Genomic DNA, 18,208 nt, shown 5'->3' with positions numbered 1-18,208 from the left:
TGGAATTCAATCTGAATTTGTTGAAGTACTAAAAAAGGTGAGGCAAAGCATAACAAAACAGCGATGGAATTACAGTGCTTTCTCACCTATGACTTTCAGTAATTAAGCGGATTATCTCGGCACAAAACGTTCACTAAACAGCTTGATTAAAAAATTAGGCAGTGGATATTTTTTGTAAATTACCTTTAGATAGGCTTGCCAAGCATTGTCTTTTAGCTCGTTGATTTCGTTGCTTGGTATAATATCTTTATAAATCTTTGCGAAGTCCTTTAAAAACTGCACATCGCGACGTCGACTGGTTTTAGCGTACCCTTTACCAGCATAATGAATAAAATCGGCTTCTAGATAGTTTTCTTTGCCAAACATATCCATTCGATTAAATGCTTTGTCAATGCTTTGGTGCTTTAGTCCATGCTTATGTATGCAATAGTTGAAATAACTTTGTTCGTAAAAAGATATCTTATTGCACAATTTTTGTAGGTCTTCCAAACTAGTTTTGGAAAATAAGCCGGACTCTTTTGAAGCGAGAATAACGCCGGCGTTGTAATATACCGCCCCCTCTTCAGTGCGTGGCCAAGATACACTTCCGAGTACATCAGTCACTAGTTTAATATCTGATCCTCGATTTTTTAATGCCCCCTCATTAAGCCAATAAGTTGTATCGCGATCTGGGTATAGTTCAAATAAGTCTTTTGCATTCGGCTTAATTAACACGTCTGAGTCAAGGTAAAGCACCCTATCGTACTCTTTCAGCAACTCTCCAATACGCAGCTTTTCTGTCCAAGCAGGCGATGCGTGATATGCTGGTTCAGCAATGTCAATTTTGTAATGTAAGCTTTTTGATACGATCAAATCTGCCCCAACTCTATCGGCGTAGAGTTCAAAGCTCTTCAAGGCAGCCTGATACATTGGGTTGTCGCCGATGGCGAGCGTAAAAATTGCTTTTTTCATTAATCTTGTATCCGAGTACTTACATAGTGATATATCCTGAAGAGCTCATTAGCTCTGCAAGACACAGTTCAAATCAGTGCTTATTTTATTCTTTAAAACACTTGGTTACAACGCAGCATAGATTTTTCATAAAAGCCAAAAACGCAGGTCAGTGACCTAAACCTAGTCAAGAAAAGGAAGATAACAAATACTCACATTACATATCGTATAAGAATGCAAAGGAGCTCTATAATATTGTTATGAATAGTAAACATTGTAACACGTATAAAAGGCATGAAAGGAGAGCTAGCATGGCAGGCTTCAATGATACTAACGTCTAGTCGCCGTGGTGCAAATTACCAATAGTTGTGTCGAAAATTACACTTCTTCTATATCAACGACACCTGATAGTGAGATTCGTGTCATATCATCATTATACACTTCTAAGGAGCCTCGTTTTTTATCTCGATAGGTCATTTCAGGAGCACGCAACTCTGTCCATTTCCCGTTGGCATATTTTTGGATTGAATGTTTAACGGTTCCAACTGCTGCCAACTTTTCAGACCTTTCAATATTGCCTATGAGCACGATTTTATAAGTTAGTTGACTTTAAGCATCGTAATAGATTACTTCGCCCGGTTCACCTTCAACCAATGTAGTTTTTACGCCATAGGATACCCAATCACCTATTTCCAATTTAAATTCATAGCTGAATAATTGCTTACTGCTCGCTCTTTGCTGCGGCGCCTTATTTTCAGTTGATACATTGAGAGTTTGGGCATTGCCCGAAAAAATTAGTGACGCGCCTGTAAAAAGTATGGCTTTATGCCAAGCTCTGGTCATGTGTTACACCCTGTATATTGTATTTGATTTTTACATAATAAAAGCGTTTAAAGTCGACTAACGATATATTAGGGAGGTGAAGCTGATATGAACAAACACCAACTGCTTTTTTTGGTGACAGTCTCAATTGGCTCATCTGGGCTTGATAGCGCCCTAAATTAAAAAGGTGACTGTACTTAGGTCACCTTTTTGTTGAGCTATATATGGAGCAATTAACTACCAATATTGTTAGATACTTTAAAACTCATTTGTGGATCTTCAACAAACTGTGTCATGCCAGGGCGCTTATAAAACAGCGTGCGTGTATAGTTTGAAATTGCCCAAATTACCCCTTCTCTATCGACGTCGATATTGTAGAAAGAGCCGAATTTTGCAAGCTCACCATTGTTCAAGGTATACACACTTTGAGGGCCATCATTGCTTCCATAAACACTGGCAACAACGTAAACTTGGCTACCACCAACAGCAATGTCTACCAAAGAGCACAAGTTGCCACAAGCCACTTTTTGCTGTGTCCATTTAACTCCATCGTATTTAAACAGCTTGTCACTTTCTGTGATTGCCCAAATCACACCACCTAGTGCAACGTCAATTTTAGTGATCACTTCATTATCAATACGGAAGTAGCCTTCAAAGCTGCCGCTCTTGTCGTTAAACTTTTTAAGGCTTCCATCACCATTTACACAATATACATGGTCAACGGTGAACGAACTGACGTCCGTTGCTCCCCAGCAACCAGTCACTGACTGCCAATCATAGTTTTGGTATCTAAACGCGTTGCCGTTTTCTGAAATAGCAAATGTTGCCCCTTCATAAAATGCATAACCTTTGTCATCGGGTGATGTACCAAAATGATAGTGAAAGTACCCACCTGAAGCCGCGATCGCTTTTTGTCCATGAGGAAGCTTTTTCTCTCTCCACAATCCGAACGAGTCATCTTTTTGTACCCATGGTACACCTAATCGGTCAATCGCTACACGTACCGGTGAATTAATAAAGCCTTCTGCATTCGCGCTATTTGACAAAGTCACGCCTAACGTCGCAAAAACAGCCAAAGTTAAACTTGTTAATCTCATTTCCTTATTCCTATACTAGTGGTTGTCACGCGGCGTAGTTTACATTAAAATCACATTCAATCTTGTACCTAAATGATGTATATCGATACTATTCATGCAATTTAAACTAAATTTCTTCTTGCTAATTAGACCTAGATAAATCAATGAACAACGGAAATACTTAATCCTTAATTGAATCGATAACCAATCGAGCTTTTTAGCTCAAAAATTACTAAAGATCAGACGCTCATGTTAATCACACTGTGTATTCAACAGAGTTGAAGTTAGAGACATCCAGCGAATTCAATTATAAAAACACCTTCTCCAACACTCGTCTAGACCTCAAATGAACCTACATAATCTAAATATTCCATTAATGGTTATAACCTTTATCAAGTATAAAAACTAAGGAATAAAACACCAAACCGAATGGACAATAAAGAAAGTTGAATGTTATGGTTATTGACTTTACTGTCCACGTAAAACTGCTAGTCACTACGATGTTTAAACGAAAAACTCGCTTCTGGCTGCAACGAGCCTGATTTATCTTTCGGTGTGGTATAAAAGCTGACATTCAGGCTATCACTGCGATTATCAAGTTCAATATGCGCAAAGCCCCAAATAAAGCTTTTCGCCCAAATAAGGTCATACTCTGGGTAACGATTTTCTTGTTGCTGTGCAAACGGTGAGTGAGTTCCACGCATTTTTGACGCAGCTCCGCTAATAATCAAAGGCAGTTTGGGCTTATTATTCCCCGGTAAAACGCGAGAACAATCATCCGTAAGTAATTCAAGGTCATGCTCATGTCCTGCAATATAGGCGTCTGCATATTGACATAACTCAGGTAAAATCAGCCGTCTTAACACGTGTCCTTCATCATATTTAGTGCCGCCAATTGACCACAATATATGGTGCCCATAAACTATTTTCCACTTTGCTTTCGATGATTTTAAACCATCAGCTAACCATGCTAGTTGCTTGTGGTCTTCACCATTGACCGGAGACTCGTGCACCTCTATGTCTTCAACTTCTGCGACACCGCTTGCCAACGCTGAAGCAAGGCCTTGTTCACTACCGTCGTGTTTAAGTGGGATCTCGTAATAGTGCTGTCCAGATAACAACATGTTGGTATCGAGCACAAAAAACTCAACATCATTGCCAGGCTCACCGATTTTGTAACTATAGTAGCCACGCTCATCCATATGGAAATTAGGCTGTTTTGCCATCCACTCCGTTTGAAGCTTTACGCCTTTGCGAGATGTTTTCCAATCATGATTGCCCAGCGCAGAGTAAACAATAAGATCCTTATGATTTTTAAATAATGGCTTTAGAGGCCCTAAAATAAGATCATTCATGCGCTTTTGATCGTCTTTTCCATCATTGGCGTCAGCCCCATCTGGGTAGATGTTATCACCAAGTTGTATGCCAAACTCACAGGGCTTACGCTCGCACAATTTCGCCATTGCAGAGCCTACAGCCGCAGCACCGGTATCTTCTGTCGCGATTTCAGTACCTGGATAAACGTAAATTGGCGCGTGGTCAAACTCCTCAATGGGTCTATTATCTTCGAGCCAATCCGCCTTCTCTGCTGCAATGAACTGCTGTTTGTTTTTGGGCTTTTTAATATGTTTGGTTTTCGGGTAATCAGGGTGATAGCCACCATCACCAAATGCCAAAAATGAAATAGAATCTTGGGCTGATACCAAAAAAGTGCTGCTCAATAATAGGGCTGAAACAGCTATGCGAGAGGAAGTTAACTTCATAGAGTATTCGCTGCCCAGTTGCCTAAGCAGCGCCATCGTAGTTTATTAGAATAAAAAATTAAAATGAGCTTAAGGTAATACCTAGCTGATACGAGCGACCATAACTTTCGTATTGATAGTTGTAACGCGGCTGCCCGTGGTACACGTAAAGCGGTTCGTCGGTCAGGTTGACTGCATTGAAATACACTTGCGTTTGTTCGCTGATGTAATACTTCACACTGAAGTCAATTTGATTGTGCGCATCTTGGTAAACGCGGCCATCATTTTCGGTCATGATGTACGATTTACTCTTGTAGCTATTACTCAAACGTGCGCTTAGGAGGTTGCTTTCATAACCAATCATGAGATTTGCAACAGTGTCAGACTGGTTGGGCAAGGCATCATCAGCATCAATAAACGTACCATTGGCAGATATCATCAGACCATTGTCGAAATTTTTGGTATAAGCCAACTCTAATCCGCTGAGCTCTGCCTCTCCGCCGTTTACCGATTGGATCACTTCTTCAAATCCATTCCACAGACCGTTATCTTGCACCTGCTTTTTAGCAATATAGTTATCAATATTTTTGTGAAATACCCCTGCAGATAACACGCCTATCTTGCCTGGATAATACTCGATAGAGAAATCAAAGTTACTTGCTTCATACGGGTTAAGATCTGGATTTCCAACTTCACCTTTTCGTTCAACTTGTACAACGTCATCATCCAATGTCGTTTCGCTTTCTAATAATTGAAAAGCGGCTGCATCTCCAAAACTAGGTCTGGCAATGGTTTGAGTATATGCAAAACGGGTTATTAGTGAGTCAGAATGGGCATACCGCATTGTGAGGTTAGGCAGCAAGTGGTCGTAATCTTTACTCACTTCCCAAGGTGTAATAGCAACGCGCTCGCTATCTTCAATATCATTCTTAAGTAGCTCTACACGACTGCCGACTGTGTCATACTCTGTGTCTTCATACCTGAGACCGGTAATCACATTCAAATCGCCAATATCTAAGCTCAGCATCGCATACAGCGCGGACACCGTTTCTTGTGACGTATAACTTTTACCCTTACTTTCAATGTCTGATTCCAATGTGTTTAAATCTAAATTGGCTTGATTCGATGAAAAGTAAGACTTGATCCCTTGCCGTGATAAACCAGGGCCAAAATCGCCTAAGTCAAATTCAGGGCTGTTGGTTGCAAATTGTTGTGCGGTAATTTCATCAAAGCCGCCGTCATAGACCTTGGCATAGACGCGATTGAGTTTTTCTCTGTCAGAGTATTTCACCCCCGCCTTGAACTGTGCGTTGTAACCGTTAAGTACAAAGTCCTTGCTGACATCCAGCTTAAAGCTGATAGCTTCATCTTCACTCAGGTTGTCTTCCCATACAATTTCATCCAGTGAGAAATTGCTGAGATCATGAGCTGAAGGTGAATGAGACAAAATTGGCGTATCCCCCAAACTCGCATATCCCAAGGTAAGTGCTTCACCTGCAAAATCTACATCCAATCGATTTGGTTCAGCTTCATCTGACTTAGAATAGCCAAGGTTATACTCAATAAACCAACTATTTAGGATGTGCTCCGCACCTGCCACAACTGACAGAATACTTTGCTCTTCATATCTATCTTTGGTGTCCCTGTCCATTTCAGCATCAGTGAAATAGGCTGCGGTTTCACTGGACTCAGCACTTAGGTATTTTCCTTTGTCATATCGATACTCATTGCGCTGGCGAAATTCATCGTCTGAAAATTCACTATAAAGCGTGCGCAGATAGTATTTATTCATCGCCCCTTGATGCAAATCCAAATTCAGCGCTGCGCCTAATCGTTCGCGTTGAACTTGATAGTGACGCTGCTCTATTTCTTCGGCCCCAAAAAATTCAACGTCCTCTCCAGTTTCTGCACTCTCCTGCTCTAGCGACATCCAGCCACCGTCCGTTTCCATATTGTGAGAACCAAACTTGCGCTCAAACCAAGAAACAGCTGTAGCAACACCTAACTGTGTATTATTGGCTAAATCGTAAATATCGCTAAAGCTTGCTGAGAGTTTTGGACTTGTTTCATTCACTAACTCATTGTGAGAAGCTTGAGCGGTGAAACTATAACTTTGTCCTTGTCTATCGAATGCGCTTAAGCTTTTAACGTTGATACTGCCACCGATGGCACTCGCGTCCATATCTGGTGTTACCGTTTTGCTGACTTCTAAGCTTTGTATTATCTCGCTAGGTATTACATCCATCGCGACGCTGCGGATCCCAGCTTCTGGAGAAGGCACATTTGCCCCGTTGATGGACACGTTGTTCAATCCTGGATCGATACCTCGGATCCCCACAAAACGCCCTTCACCTTGGTCACGTTGAATAAACATGCCGGGTAAGCGCTGCAGGGCCTCAGCTGCATTTTGGTCGGGTAATTGGCCAATACTATCGGCACTGACAATCGTCATGATCCCATCTGCATTTTTTTGACGGTTAAGTGCTCCAGCTTGGCCCGCTCGCTGCCCTACAACAATGATGTTATCAACCTCGTTATCTAGCGGCTTGAGCACAACGGACACAGTGGTTACTTGTTTATCGTCGATTTTGACTGTTTGACGATAAGATTGCGCACCAATATAGTTCACTTCGAGTGTGTAGTTTCCTGCAGGTATTTGGGTAAAAATAAAGCGGCCATCTCGGCTCGAACTCACTTGTCTATTGAGTTCAACAATTTTGACCTGCGCTCCTTCAAACAGCGCCTTATTTTGTGTATCTCCGATTTGTCCCTGAAGCGTATTGGCTTGGGCACCCGTTGCTATTAAACCCAGCAGCATGGCCACAGCTTTGTGAGACTTTGAAAAAGGTAACGGTAGTGTATGTTTCATATTTATCTCGTACAGATTGAGTTGATTGTTCACCCTAAAAATCGCAAAAACCTTATCTGGACATTATGAATTATTTATTTCACCTACACTTAGAACACTCTGATTTAACTAGTTTTTCACTACAAACTAGGCTGTACTGAGCTAATTTCACCCCCTTTAAAGTGCCAAAAACAATCGTCTTGTGATTTTTTGCTCAATTATTGCTACTAAGATTAAAAAAACTGTCAAAGTAGTGAGCTAAATTGACCCTGTTAAAGAAAATTAACCGCAATAACATAACAGCATTACTCACTAGGCTCGGCATAGAATCATGATATTTCCCTTTCGCAAAGTTAGACATTTTTACTTATGGCTGTTGCTCTTATTTTCCGTCGCCATAACTCTGATCTGCACAGTGTATCTAGGTGAGCCTAAACCCTCATCCCACATAGAAACTCTGGATGCGCTAGGCGAAGGAGGTCTAGCGTTTATGTCTTTGGTATGGCTTATTGCGACCTTGTTAAGCCGGCCCACAGGGCGTGTTACAACAGCACTTGCCGGTGGGCTTACTTTAATGCTCATTTCGCTGTTATTAGACTGCCTTGATGAGTTTTTTACATTTGATCATATCCACCCGACTCTGAGCTCCTTAGAGGCCTTTCCCGCATTACTGGGCATGATTGTCATGAGCTTTGCGATGCACTGGTGGTATCAAGAACAGACATATTTAAATTTAACACTGCTCAAAAAAGAGCGGCATTTTCGCGAGCATACTTTTACCGACTATGTGACAGGGCTTTATAGTGCCAGGTATATGGAAAAACAAATTAGCATTGAAATTGAACAGCTAGTTAATACTGGTACAAAGTTTTGTGTTGCTATCTTGGACTTAAAATCATATGGACGATTCTGTTTCGAACACGGTATTACCAAAGGAGAGCTACTACTGCGTGATACCGGCCAGTTAATCACGTTAAACATTCGCGGTTGTGACTTAGCTTGCAGGTACGCGGGTGACAAATTTATTGTCTTATACCCTGCAACACTACTTCATACTGCTCAATCCATTTCACAGAGAGTATGTGCGGCTGCACAAATCCATTATCAATACGATGAAAACTTACTCACGCTCGACCCGAACACTCTTCATTGTGCATGTATTGAGGTCTCACAACCAATGCAAAGCAAGCAAATTTTTGAACAGCTGATCACACAGTTGCACCAAAATAAGCAGGCGGCATAGTGTCTTATTTTGAAACTAGTGAGCCTAAACTCTCGAGCCATCAGTTGCTAGTACCGCTAATAGAGCTTGCCAAACAACGCGGTATACACCCAGACAAAGCACTTAAGGGAACCAAATTATTTTACAGCGATTTTGCACAGCCAGATCACGCATCTAGCTTTTCACAGCTAGAACAAACAATAAAAAACATCATGACTTGCCACCTTGGGCAGGACATCAGCTTTGTACTTGGGCAACATTTACTCCACAGTATCTGTGCACGCTATGCGTCGTATTTATTTCATTGTAGCAACCTCAAAGCATTACTTGTCGCTTGCAAACAACTACAAGGTGAGTTATTTCCCTATTTTAGCGTGCGAATGTTTAAACAAAACAAGGCCATACATTTAATAGTCAACCCCGCGATTAGCGAACTCCAGCCAAGCGTTTACTGCTTCTTGCTCGAAGTGTGGTTAAGCTTAATCAACGGGTTTTTAAAGTGGCGCTTTGAAAATACACAAGTTCAATTTCAACTGCCCTATACAACGCCTGTATACATTGAAGAATATCAAGCCATAGGTGCAAACCTTTTGTCATTCGGGCATCACTTTACTACTGTGGTGATTTCCAAAGAAGCATTACAAACTCGGCAAAACAGCGCAATACCGGCACTTCAGTCTGATATAAAAACTTTAGCCAACAGCAACACCGTTGGTTTTTTAGCCTATGCAGAATCATTTTTAATTGCCAACCCCAGAGCCACATTAGAAGACCTCGCAAATTACTTCAATACCAGTGGTGCAACACTGAAACGAAAACTCGCACTACACAACAGTCAATTTAGTTGCTTAAAAGATAGGGTATTGAGCCAACAAGCAGGTTTCTGTATTGGGCAACAAGGCTACTCAAACTCGCAGGTAGCTAAAGTTCTGGATTTCAATGATTTGCCAAACTTTAGGCGTGCAATTAAACGTTGGTTTGGCGTGACGCCTTCAGAATTACGAAAGGTGAGGATATAAAAAGGAAAAAAGCCGCGGCATAGTGCACACGGCTTCAACAACCAGAATTGGTTACAGAGCTTGTTCTAGCTCAGGTAATACGTCAAATAAGTCGGCGACTAAGCCATAATCAGCGACTTGGAAAATAGGCGCTTCTGGATCTTTGTTGATAGCAACAATGATTTTAGAATCTTTCATACCTGCAAGGTGTTGGATTGCACCACTAATACCTACAGCAATATAGAGATCTGGAGCAACAATCTTACCAGTCTGTCCTACTTGCATATCATTTGGTACGAAGCCAGCATCTACTGCTGCGCGAGATGCCCCAATTGCTGCACCAAGCTTGTCTGCAATACCGTTAAGAAGTGCAAAATTATCACCGTTTTGCATACCACGACCACCAGAGATAATCACAGGAGCTGCTGTAAGCTCCGGACGCTCTGATTCAGTTTGCTCAACACCAACAAAGCTACTTAGGCTATTAGCAGCTCCATTTGATAATGTCTCAACAGACACTGGCGCTTGCTCGCCCGCTGCATCAAATGCACTAGCACGTACCGTGATCACTTTTTGTGACTCCAACGATTTCACAGTTGCGATTGCATTGCCCGCGTATATTGGACGCTTAAATGTGTCAGCATCAACCACGTCAACAATTTCAGAAATTTGCGATTTGTCTAAAAGCGCAGCAACACGCGGTAAAATGTTTTTACCTGTTGTCGATGCACTGGCAAGAATATGACTGTAGCTCTCGGCTAGCTCAACGACTAGATCAGCTGTATTTTCTGCCAATTGGTGTTCAAAATTTGCATTATCAACTAATTTAACTGATGTAACACCTGCAATGCCTGCAACGGAATCTGCTGCCGCCGCAACACTGCTACCTGCGACCAATACATCAACATTGCCACCAATCTTAACAGCCGCCGTGATCACTTTCGCAGTTTCAGGCTTTAAAACACCATTTTCATGTTCTGCAATGACTAATACGCTCATGAGATCACCTTCGCTTCTGTCTTAAGTTTAGTTACTAGCTCTTCAACACTCTCTACGATAACACCAGCTTCTCGCTTAGCCGGCTCATCAACTCTAACCAGCTCAACACGTGGTGCTAAGTCGACGCCGAGCGAATCTGCTGCGATGACGTCAAGTGGCTTGCGCTTCGCCTTCATGATGTTTGGTAGTGTCGCGTAACGCGGTTCGTTTAAACGTAGGTCAGTAGTAACAATTGCTGGTAACGCTAAAGAAACAGTTTGTAAGCCACCGTCTACCTCACGCGTCACGATGGCATTGCCACCTTCTATTACTAACTTAGATGCAAACGTTCCTTGACCTCGCTTCGTCAACGCACCAAGCATTTGGCCTGTTTGGTTGTTGTCTGCATCAATAGATTGTTTACCTAAAATGACTAGTTCAGGATTTTCTTGCTCTACCAATTTAGCCAGTAATTTTGCAACATGTAGCGACTCTAACGTTGCGTCTGTTTCGATGTGGATTGCCTTGTCAGCACCAAGTGCCAATGCCGTGCGAAGCTGCTCTTGACAAGCTTTATCACCGATAGATACGGCGATCACTTCAGTTGCACTGCCTGCTTCTTTTAATCTAATCGCTTCTTCTACTGCGATTTCACAAAACGGGTTCATGGCCATCTTAACATTGGTAAGATCAACATTGCTGTTATCTGCCTTGACTCTCGCTTTGACGTTGTAGTCAATCACGCGTTTGATTGGTACAAGTACTTTCATGGTTACTCCATCATCTGGTTATTTGTATAGCTGACGCGTACGTCAATGAAACAATTTAATGAAACCAGCCTACTTCCTGTTGACGTAAACGTCAACCTAAAATAACCTTAGCTTAACGTAAAAAGAACTTAACTCGAGTTTAAGTTAATCTACCGTCAATGTATACGAGGTAAAAATGGTCGAACGTGAAACCATGGAATTTGATGTCGTCATAGTGGGTGCGGGCCCTGCAGGCCTATCATGCGCTATTCGACTCGCTCAGCAAGCACAGCAAAAAGAACAAGAACTCATGATCTGTGTGGTAGAAAAAGGCTCAGAAGTGGGTGCACATATTTTGTCCGGTGCTGTTTTCGAGACCAAAGCATTAGATGAGCTCATTCCTGATTGGGCACAAAAAGGTGCACCTATTACAACAAAAGTAACAGAAGATGAAATCTACCTGTTTAAAGATGAGCAAAACGCAACAAACCTACCACATATGGTGGTACCAAAAACCTTTAAAAACGAAGGCAATTACATCGTTTCTATGGGCAATGTCTGCCGTTGGTTAGCAGAGCAAGCAGAAGCGCTTGGCGTAGAGATTTTCCCCGGCTTTAGTGCTCATTCACTGATCATTGAAGAAAATGAAGTTAAAGGCATTGTAACAGGTGACATGGGCTTAGACAGAGATGGTGAGCCAAAAGACACGTATATGCCAGGCATGGAACTTCGCGCTAAATACACAGTGTTTGCTGAAGGTTGTCGCGGCCACCTTGGTAAACAATTGATCAAGGAGTTTGAGCTAGATAAAGACGCTACGCCACAACACTATGGCATTGGTTTTAAAGAAATTTGGCAAATCGACCCAGCGAAGCACAAAGAAGGTACAGTGGTTCACGGCACTGGCTGGCCGCTTGACAATGAAACCCATGGCGGCTCATTTATGTACCACGCCGAAAATAACCAAGTTGTGGTTGGTTTGATCATCGATTTGAACTACAAGAACCCGTATTTAAGCCCATTTGATGAATTTCAGCGCATGAAACATCATCCGGTGTTTAAGCAAACCCTAGAAGGCGGTGAACGTATTTCGTACGGCGCACGTGCAATCGCAAAGGGTGGATTGCACGCATTACCTAAAATGCATTTTCCAGGCGGTTTGTTGATTGGTTGTGATGCTGGCACCTTGAACTTCGCCAAAATCAAAGGAAATCACACTGCAATGAAGTCTGGTATGATCGGTGCCGATACTATCATTGAAGCGCTTTCAAAAGAGGACGCGACTACTGACTTACAAAGTTTCGACGATAAGTTTAAGGCAAGCTGGCTGCATGAAGAGCTCTATCAATCTCGCAACTTTGGTCCAGCCATGCATAAGCTAGGTCGCTACCTAGGCGGCGCCTACAACATGATTGACCAAAACTTCTTCTCTGGTGCATTACCTTTCACCATCAAAGATATTAGCAAAGATTACGAGTCCCTAAGACTCGCCAAAGACGCGACTAAAATTGACTACCCAAAACCCGATGGCAAGCTCAGCTTTGACAAACTTTCTTCGGTCTTTTTATCAAATACAAACCATGAAGAAGTTCAACCCTGCCATTTACAACTTAAAGACGCCAGCATTCCGGTTTCGGTTAATTTAGAGCAATATGCAGAACCTGCGCAGCGTTACTGCCCTGCAGGTGTTTATGAGGTGAATGAAAATGACGCCGGTGAAAAGCAATTTGTGATTAATGCACAAAACTGTATTCACTGTAAAACCTGCGATATCAAAGACCCTAGCCAAAATATTACTTGGGTGACACCAGAAGGTGCTGGTGGACCCAACTACCCGAATATGTAATAACCCAACCAATTATTTACATATCTCAAATTGCAAGGGGCGAAACGCCCCTTTTTTTCTATACTTACCTCATACTCGAAAAACGATGAGGCGCGTATGGCCAATCAATCAGAAGTGATTTTCAGGTTTTTAGCTGAACCTACCGACGTAAATTTTGGCGGCAAAGTCCACGGCGGCGTCGTAATGAAATGGATCGATCAGGCTGGGTATGCCTGTGCTGCGGGCTGGAGTGGTGCCTATTGCGTTACGGTCTCAGTCGCTGGTGTGCGTTTTCACCGCCCTATTTTGGTTGGCCAAATTGTTGAGGTATCCGCAAAAATCGCCCATACCGGAAAAACCAGTATGCAGATATTTATTCAGGTGAGGTGTGGCGATCCACAAAAGCAGCACATGGTCGAAACCAACCACTGTATCATTAGTTTTATTGCTATGGATCAAGCGGGCTACCCTATTCCCGTATCTAAATTTGTAGCGCAAACTCCTGAGCAAAAAGCCCTAGAACAATACGCGATAAAAATGAAAGACATCGCGATACAAACAGAGTCTTTACTGCAAGCCACATTAGATCAAGACGAATAAATCCAATTGGGCTCTACAAAGACACTGCAAAACCCTAAGTTGCTCTTCCCGTTGCGATTGGGGAATTGTGTTTGTGGTCATTTTAATTAAGACTCAAAGTTGCTAATAGGTGTTCTTGCAACTCTGCTTACTTTAATACTCATTTGAAACTATCGGCCAAACATTCTCATATAGTGCCAACTTCAAATCTGTTTTTCCATTAAAATGAGTTGCTGACCTTGGTATTGCGACACACCAAATTGACGGTAACCAAGTTTACGATATACGTGTATACCCCGTGAGTTAGTCGCAAACACATCTAGCCATATTCTCTTAGCTCCTAAGTGCACTTTACAATAAAGGGCCATCTCCTTAATCGCGAGCTGGCCGATCCCTCGGTGTTTTTTTGCTATGACTACACGTCGAAACTCCACATCTCCACCATGCTGTTTGACCAAGATAAAAAAACCGGACAACCTACCTTTACAAAAAATAGACAAGTACAGTGTGTTCGCTTGGTCCATCTGTGCTAAATGCTGTGACCTTGTATATGGAATGATAAAGTGTTCCGTGTCACTTTCTTGCTCCATATCTATAAATTTTTCAATGTGTTCGGCTTCAGAAACCACCAGCTCAATCATAAGGGTTACCGTTTTTAGGTTATTGACGAATATATTTTAAACTGAATTGCAACGAACTGCGGTTACAGTCACCTCAATTAACACATCACCTTCAAGATCAACACCTAGGCAAGCTCGCTGGGGCCAATGGTCAGGGTTTGGGCCAAGCCACTCTTTCCAAACTTCATCCATTATTGGCTTGTCTGCCATGTTTGCAATATATACTTGTGCGGAAACTATGCGGGTCTTATCTGAACCAAGCTCATTGAGGTTTTTTTGGATTGTATTTAGCGTGTGCTTTGTTTGCTGTGCCAAGTCTGTTTGAGTATCAAATGACGTTGCGACAGTCCACACTAATTCTTTATAGGCTGATGATTTATTACGGCCTTCATATAGGCCTCGCTTTCTTTCAATCATCGTACTACTCCTTGATCATTGATAGGTAAAGGGGTTATGCGTAATTGAGTAATACTTTTGCGTTTGTAGAATTTGAAATATGCTCAATGAAAAGGAGCTTAAGCTCCTTTATTATCTCTTTACTGTCTCGTTATTTACGGACCGCAATCGCTTCAATTTCAATGTTGACATCTTTTGGCAAACGCGCAACTTCTACACAAGAACGCGCCGGGTAATGTGCTACTTTATGCTCGTCGAAAAATTGGCCATAAACTTCATTTACAGTACCAAAGTCATTCAGGTCTTTTACAAATACAGTCAATTTTACAATATCAGCAACGGTTAGACCTGAAGACTCAACAACTGCTTTCACGTTCTCAAGTGATTGTTTTGCTTGATCAGCAATGGCTTCTGGAACCTCTCCTGTGACAGGGTTAACAGGGATCTGACCAGAAGTCAGTACCATGTTTCCTAAGTCAACACCTTGGACATAAGGGCCAATTGCCGCTGGTGCAGATTCTGTGTGCAATACTTTTGTCATGATAATTTCCATTTCAGGTTAGTAGAAAAAGTGCGCTTATAGTCGCTACCTTTTAGCTTTTTTTCAAGTGTTTAAAGGTATATTAGGTAGTAAATTACCGCCTTTATTGATGCATAATATCGCCTAAGCTGTTTTTCCCCCACACACCGCTATCATGGAGCTCTGAGTGCCCTGGCGCTCGGTTTGATTGATTCTCTTCTGCTAGGTAGTTAACCCCTTTTTCACTGTCACTAATTGCACGGCCACCGCGTTTACTTCCTAACGCGCCAGCAATTTGGACTTTATCCCCTAATGAAAACACGTTAAACACCCCATTTGATACATTGCGTAATAACGGCATGTACTGATATCTAACCGGCGTGCCCATTAAAACAACTTTCGATACCTTTAACCCTAATCGCAATGCTGTTAGTGCGACGTTGCCACCATGACTATGGGCATAAATTTCAACATCGTAAAAGCCAGCAGCGTCTTTTGTAAATGCGTGGTTATTTCCGCTCTTTTCTATCAAATCACGCAAATGCACCGCCGCCATTACTCTGTCTGCATGCTGATTCGCCCCGCTCCAATGAAAAGGCATGACATCAAAATGGTTGTTGGTCAGGTAATTGTAAAAATCCCCACCTTTTTGATACCAAGCATTACCATTTGCCCAAGTACCATGAATTAAAATCGCCTTTTTACGCTGACGATTTGCCATACTAAACACGAGTGGAAGAGCTGACTTGCCAGTCGTTTCTGAAACAGCTAACTTATGGCCTAAGTTCAACTTTTCTGCCGCAACTAACTGACCAAGCGCCTCATTCGCACGCGTATACTCGTTAGCAGTTAACCAATATAAATTTTCCACCTTTATTTGCGCTCTAGCACGGTCACTAGCACGACTTAAATAATCATCAATTAGGTGTAGGCTAAGTAGTCGTAAGTCTTCAGACGGGCTGTTTAGGTTTTCTATTAGGGTATCTTCTGCAATGCGTTCAAAATCTTGTTCAAAGACCCCTTTTTCGAGCATTGTTAGGATCTGCTGTTGTTTTAGTTCTATATCTTGCATCTCATCTCCTTTAAGTAACCGCATTTCTATTAAATAGAATAAGGCATGAGAGAACAAGTTAAAAAAAGTTTGTCAATTAAGATAAGTAAGCATCTGAAAAATCTAAGATAATTTTAAAACTAAATCTGTAAGCAACTCTGGAGTGAAAGGTTTAGAAATGTAGCCATTAACACCTAGCTCTTTCATTTCTAAGATTTTTTCAGGGGTTGTGTCACCTGTTAACATAATAATTTTAGTATGGCGAAGCGCCGGGTTGCGCTTCATCTTTTTAATCAGTTCAACGCCATTTATTTTCGGCATGTTCCAATCGGTAACGATGAGGTCGTAGTGTTTGTCTGATAAAGCATTCAGCGCCTCTTCGCCATTGCTCGCCTGTGTCAGCTCGTTAAAACCTTGTTCTTGCAAACTTTCACAGATAAGCTCCCTCATAAAGTACGTATCATCTACAACTAAAATCTTCATTGCCTTCCTTTTCGCTGTTATTTATTTGCTTACCAAGCTTGATGCTAGTCACTGCTTGCAATAAACGCAAAGTTAAGCAACTTATTTTGCTGTGTTTTAACGCTTATTGGCCGAGCGTGCATACTCGTTTAATGCTAAGTGCGACTCAGTTAACGCGAGCAAGCTTTCAAGTTTTATATCGGCCTTATCAAATTTGACATTATTGAACTGTGACTTTTGTGGAACCACAAGCGTGCGCATATTTGCCGCTTGCGCTGCTTTCATGCCTGTTACGGAGTCTTCAACAGCTAAACACCGTTCAGGTAAAACGCCCATTTGCTTCGCTGCTGTCAAATAAACATCTGGAGAAGGTTTGCCTGCCACTTCATTATCCGATGAACAATAAGTCGTAAAATAATGACCTATATCCAGCTTGTCGAACACCACGGGGATCAGCGCAACGGGTGCGTTAGTAGCTAAACCTATCTTAAGTTGTTTCTCTTGCAGCAACGACAAAGCATGATGGACACCAGCCAAAGCTTCTCCTTGAAGAACAATTAATTCAGCGACACGTAAAACGACTTGATCAGCGACTTGTGACGTACTCGGCCCTTCCCAAGGAGCATGTTGATACCAAAATTCAGCAGCTTGTATGGTTGTCATGGACGCAGTTCTAGCCGCTAGCTCATCGCGCACATCGACGCCAAGACTGCCAAAAACCTGTTTTTCCGCCTCCTGCCACATTGGCTCAGAATCAATTAAAGTCCCGTCCATATCAAATATCACAGCGTCAATCATTTATCCTCCCTAGTAAAAACGACTTCAAACACTTCGCATACGATAGGCATATCTTGACACGGCGCATACTTTGTATCGGCCAACTCTCTGTGATAATACGACCAGTGAACCTGCCGCCAATACGCCAAAGACTTATCTCCCTCCCCTTCTAAAGCGGCATAAGCATCATCAATCTGGTTAAAAGGGACTACGCTTACTTTGGTTGTTTTGACAATACAGTGAGCAAGGCCATGCCAGTCCGTGATAATATTTAAATCACCTACTTGCGGCAATGCGATATCTTTGGCTTTATGCCACCAAAGAGATGGAGACGTTGCTTTTTTCTCTCCTGAGAGCACTAGATTGAGGCAGTCGTTAGCATCAGTTTCGTTATCACAAAAGTGCCAGCTCGGTAGTGCTTCACAAGGCTGATTTTGCTGCTCGAAATAGGCTTTACTGAGTTCAATAACGGATGGGTGGTTAGCTGGTCGCACCAAATAACACTCCTTTTGGCTTAATTAATATTGAAACAACAATAAGATAATAAAGACACTGCTGACGATAATAAATAGCAAAGTAAAAATGGGTGGAAAAAGATAATGGTGGCGCGAAC

At 42.1% G+C, this 18,208-nt stretch carries 19 protein-coding genes; 4 read left to right on the top strand and 15 right to left on the bottom strand.

Translation table 11 applies throughout. From position 1 onward, the window contains the following. Positions 1 to 111: 111 nt before the first annotated feature. The 6 genes from MHN81_RS18485 to MHN81_RS18460 all read right to left on the bottom strand — a co-directional run bounded on the left by MHN81_RS18485 (position 112) and on the right by MHN81_RS18460 (position 7,439). Positions 112 to 951 (bottom strand): glycosyltransferase, encoded by an 840-nt coding sequence (locus tag MHN81_RS18485; protein ID WP_239426390.1) that lies wholly within the window; start codon positions 949 to 951, stop codon positions 112 to 114. 357 nt (positions 952 to 1,308) lie between these two features. Then, positions 1,309 to 1,485: a hypothetical protein gene (locus tag MHN81_RS18480; RefSeq protein WP_239426389.1), complete on the bottom strand. Its 177-nt coding sequence runs from the start codon at positions 1,483 to 1,485 to the stop codon at positions 1,309 to 1,311. A gap of 54 nt (positions 1,486 to 1,539) precedes the next feature. Continuing rightward, complete coding sequence (locus MHN81_RS18475) at positions 1,540 to 1,773, bottom strand: hypothetical protein (protein WP_239426388.1); 234 nt, start codon at positions 1,771 to 1,773, stop codon at positions 1,540 to 1,542. Positions 1,774 to 1,985: 212 nt separating this feature from the next. Next, entirely contained in the window at positions 1,986 to 2,849 is an 864-nt protein-coding gene (locus MHN81_RS18470; RefSeq protein WP_239426387.1) for a hypothetical protein, read from the bottom strand. A gap of 467 nt (positions 2,850 to 3,316) precedes the next feature. After that, a complete protein-coding gene (locus tag MHN81_RS18465; RefSeq protein ID WP_036976092.1) occupies positions 3,317 to 4,591 on the bottom strand; it encodes a metallophosphoesterase in 1,275 nt (424 codons plus the stop codon). 58 nt (positions 4,592 to 4,649) lie between these two features. Then, positions 4,650 to 7,439: a TonB-dependent receptor gene (locus MHN81_RS18460; protein ID WP_239426386.1), complete on the bottom strand. Its 2,790-nt coding sequence runs from the start codon at positions 7,437 to 7,439 to the stop codon at positions 4,650 to 4,652. A 310-nt stretch (positions 7,440 to 7,749) separates the two neighbouring features. Between MHN81_RS18460 and MHN81_RS18455 the strand changes: the two genes are divergently transcribed. Together MHN81_RS18455 and MHN81_RS18450 are read left to right on the top strand one after the other, a co-directional pair. Further along, positions 7,750 to 8,661 carry a diguanylate cyclase gene (locus MHN81_RS18455; protein WP_239426385.1) on the top strand — a complete coding sequence of 304 codons (912 nt, stop codon included), beginning with the start codon at positions 7,750 to 7,752 and terminating at the stop codon, positions 8,659 to 8,661. Continuing rightward, positions 8,661 to 9,659: a helix-turn-helix domain-containing protein gene (locus MHN81_RS18450; protein WP_239426384.1), complete on the top strand. Its 999-nt coding sequence runs from the start codon at positions 8,661 to 8,663 to the stop codon at positions 9,657 to 9,659. The genes MHN81_RS18455 and MHN81_RS18450 overlap by 1 nt, the downstream gene beginning before the upstream one ends. A 51-nt stretch (positions 9,660 to 9,710) precedes the next feature. Here MHN81_RS18450 and MHN81_RS18445 read toward each other — a convergent pair whose 3' ends face one another. Both MHN81_RS18445 and MHN81_RS18440 read right to left on the bottom strand, forming a co-directional pair. Beyond that, on the bottom strand, positions 9,711 to 10,637 hold the full coding sequence (locus MHN81_RS18445) for an FAD-binding protein (RefSeq protein ID WP_239426383.1): 927 nt from the start codon (positions 10,635 to 10,637) through the stop codon (positions 9,711 to 9,713). Beyond that, complete coding sequence (locus tag MHN81_RS18440) at positions 10,634 to 11,386, bottom strand: electron transfer flavoprotein subunit beta/FixA family protein (protein ID WP_023399239.1); 753 nt, start codon at positions 11,384 to 11,386, stop codon at positions 10,634 to 10,636. The genes MHN81_RS18445 and MHN81_RS18440 overlap by 4 nt, the downstream gene beginning before the upstream one ends. A 175-nt stretch (positions 11,387 to 11,561) precedes the next feature. Between MHN81_RS18440 and MHN81_RS18435 the strand changes: the two genes are divergently transcribed. Both MHN81_RS18435 and MHN81_RS18430 read left to right on the top strand, forming a co-directional pair. After that, entirely contained in the window at positions 11,562 to 13,211 is a 1,650-nt protein-coding gene (locus MHN81_RS18435; protein ID WP_239426382.1) for an electron transfer flavoprotein-ubiquinone oxidoreductase, read from the top strand. A gap of 96 nt (positions 13,212 to 13,307) precedes the next feature. Then, positions 13,308 to 13,790: an acyl-CoA thioesterase gene (locus MHN81_RS18430; protein WP_023399237.1), complete on the top strand. Its 483-nt coding sequence runs from the start codon at positions 13,308 to 13,310 to the stop codon at positions 13,788 to 13,790. A 182-nt stretch (positions 13,791 to 13,972) separates the two neighbouring features. Here the strand turns inward: MHN81_RS18430 and MHN81_RS18425 are convergent, their stop codons facing one another. From MHN81_RS18425 to MHN81_RS18395, 7 genes are all read right to left on the bottom strand, one after another. Further along, entirely contained in the window at positions 13,973 to 14,410 is a 438-nt protein-coding gene (locus tag MHN81_RS18425; RefSeq protein ID WP_023399236.1) for a GNAT family N-acetyltransferase, read from the bottom strand. A gap of 36 nt (positions 14,411 to 14,446) precedes the next feature. Further along, on the bottom strand, positions 14,447 to 14,806 hold the full coding sequence (locus MHN81_RS18420) for a RidA family protein (RefSeq protein WP_023399235.1): 360 nt from the start codon (positions 14,804 to 14,806) through the stop codon (positions 14,447 to 14,449). Positions 14,807 to 14,936: 130 nt separating this feature from the next. Beyond that, a complete protein-coding gene (locus MHN81_RS18415; RefSeq protein ID WP_023399234.1) occupies positions 14,937 to 15,326 on the bottom strand; it encodes a RidA family protein in 390 nt (129 codons plus the stop codon). Between the two features lie 103 nt (positions 15,327 to 15,429). After that, entirely contained in the window at positions 15,430 to 16,377 is a 948-nt protein-coding gene (locus tag MHN81_RS18410; RefSeq protein ID WP_239426381.1) for an alpha/beta hydrolase, read from the bottom strand. A 102-nt stretch (positions 16,378 to 16,479) separates the two neighbouring features. Continuing rightward, positions 16,480 to 16,839, bottom strand: a complete 360-nt coding sequence (locus MHN81_RS18405; RefSeq protein WP_023399232.1) for a response regulator — start codon at positions 16,837 to 16,839, stop codon at positions 16,480 to 16,482. A gap of 96 nt (positions 16,840 to 16,935) precedes the next feature. After that, entirely contained in the window at positions 16,936 to 17,616 is a 681-nt protein-coding gene (gene hxpB / locus MHN81_RS18400; protein WP_239426380.1) for a hexitol phosphatase HxpB, read from the bottom strand. Beyond that, the gene (locus MHN81_RS18395) at positions 17,613 to 18,089 is read right to left on the bottom strand and encodes an ASCH domain-containing protein (protein WP_239426379.1); all 477 of its coding nucleotides are present in this window, start codon (positions 18,087 to 18,089) and stop codon (positions 17,613 to 17,615) included. The genes hxpB and MHN81_RS18395 overlap by 4 nt, the downstream gene beginning before the upstream one ends. Positions 18,090 to 18,208 lie beyond the last annotated feature (119 nt).

This window comes from Pseudoalteromonas sp. Of7M-16, assembly GCF_022347805.1.
Lineage (GTDB): Bacteria > Pseudomonadota > Gammaproteobacteria > Enterobacterales > Alteromonadaceae > Pseudoalteromonas > Pseudoalteromonas luteoviolacea_F.
The sequence above is the reverse complement of the archived record's forward strand: the minus strand, read 5'-3'. Positions and strand labels throughout refer to the sequence as shown.

Coding starts and splice junctions, on each gene's coding strand:
- MHN81_RS18430 (WP_023399237.1), top strand. CDS start 13,308: ATGGCCAATCAATCAGAAGTGATTTTCAGGTTTTTAGCTGAACCTACC.
- MHN81_RS18440 (WP_023399239.1), bottom strand. CDS start 11,386: ATGAAAGTACTTGTACCAATCAAACGCGTGATTGACTACAACGTCAAA.
- MHN81_RS18485 (WP_239426390.1), bottom strand. CDS start 951: ATGAAAAAAGCAATTTTTACGCTCGCCATCGGCGACAACCCAATGTAT.
- MHN81_RS18415 (WP_023399234.1), bottom strand. CDS start 15,326: ATGACAAAAGTATTGCACACAGAATCTGCACCAGCGGCAATTGGCCCT.
- MHN81_RS18470 (WP_239426387.1), bottom strand. CDS start 2,849: ATGAGATTAACAAGTTTAACTTTGGCTGTTTTTGCGACGTTAGGCGTG.
- MHN81_RS18445 (WP_239426383.1), bottom strand. CDS start 10,637: ATGAGCGTATTAGTCATTGCAGAACATGAAAATGGTGTTTTAAAGCCT.
- MHN81_RS18465 (WP_036976092.1), bottom strand. CDS start 4,591: ATGAAGTTAACTTCCTCTCGCATAGCTGTTTCAGCCCTATTATTGAGC.
- MHN81_RS18420 (WP_023399235.1), bottom strand. CDS start 14,806: ATGATTGAAAGAAAGCGAGGCCTATATGAAGGCCGTAATAAATCATCA.
- MHN81_RS18405 (WP_023399232.1), bottom strand. CDS start 16,839: ATGAAGATTTTAGTTGTAGATGATACGTACTTTATGAGGGAGCTTATC.
- MHN81_RS18435 (WP_239426382.1), top strand. CDS start 11,562: ATGGTCGAACGTGAAACCATGGAATTTGATGTCGTCATAGTGGGTGCG.
- hxpB (WP_239426380.1), bottom strand. CDS start 17,616: ATGATTGACGCTGTGATATTTGATATGGACGGGACTTTAATTGATTCT.
- MHN81_RS18425 (WP_023399236.1), bottom strand. CDS start 14,410: ATGATTGAGCTGGTGGTTTCTGAAGCCGAACACATTGAAAAATTTATA.
- MHN81_RS18460 (WP_239426386.1), bottom strand. CDS start 7,439: ATGAAACATACACTACCGTTACCTTTTTCAAAGTCTCACAAAGCTGTG.
- MHN81_RS18410 (WP_239426381.1), bottom strand. CDS start 16,377: ATGCAAGATATAGAACTAAAACAACAGCAGATCCTAACAATGCTCGAA.
- MHN81_RS18475 (WP_239426388.1), bottom strand. CDS start 1,773: ATGACCAGAGCTTGGCATAAAGCCATACTTTTTACAGGCGCGTCACTA.
- MHN81_RS18455 (WP_239426385.1), top strand. CDS start 7,750: ATGATATTTCCCTTTCGCAAAGTTAGACATTTTTACTTATGGCTGTTG.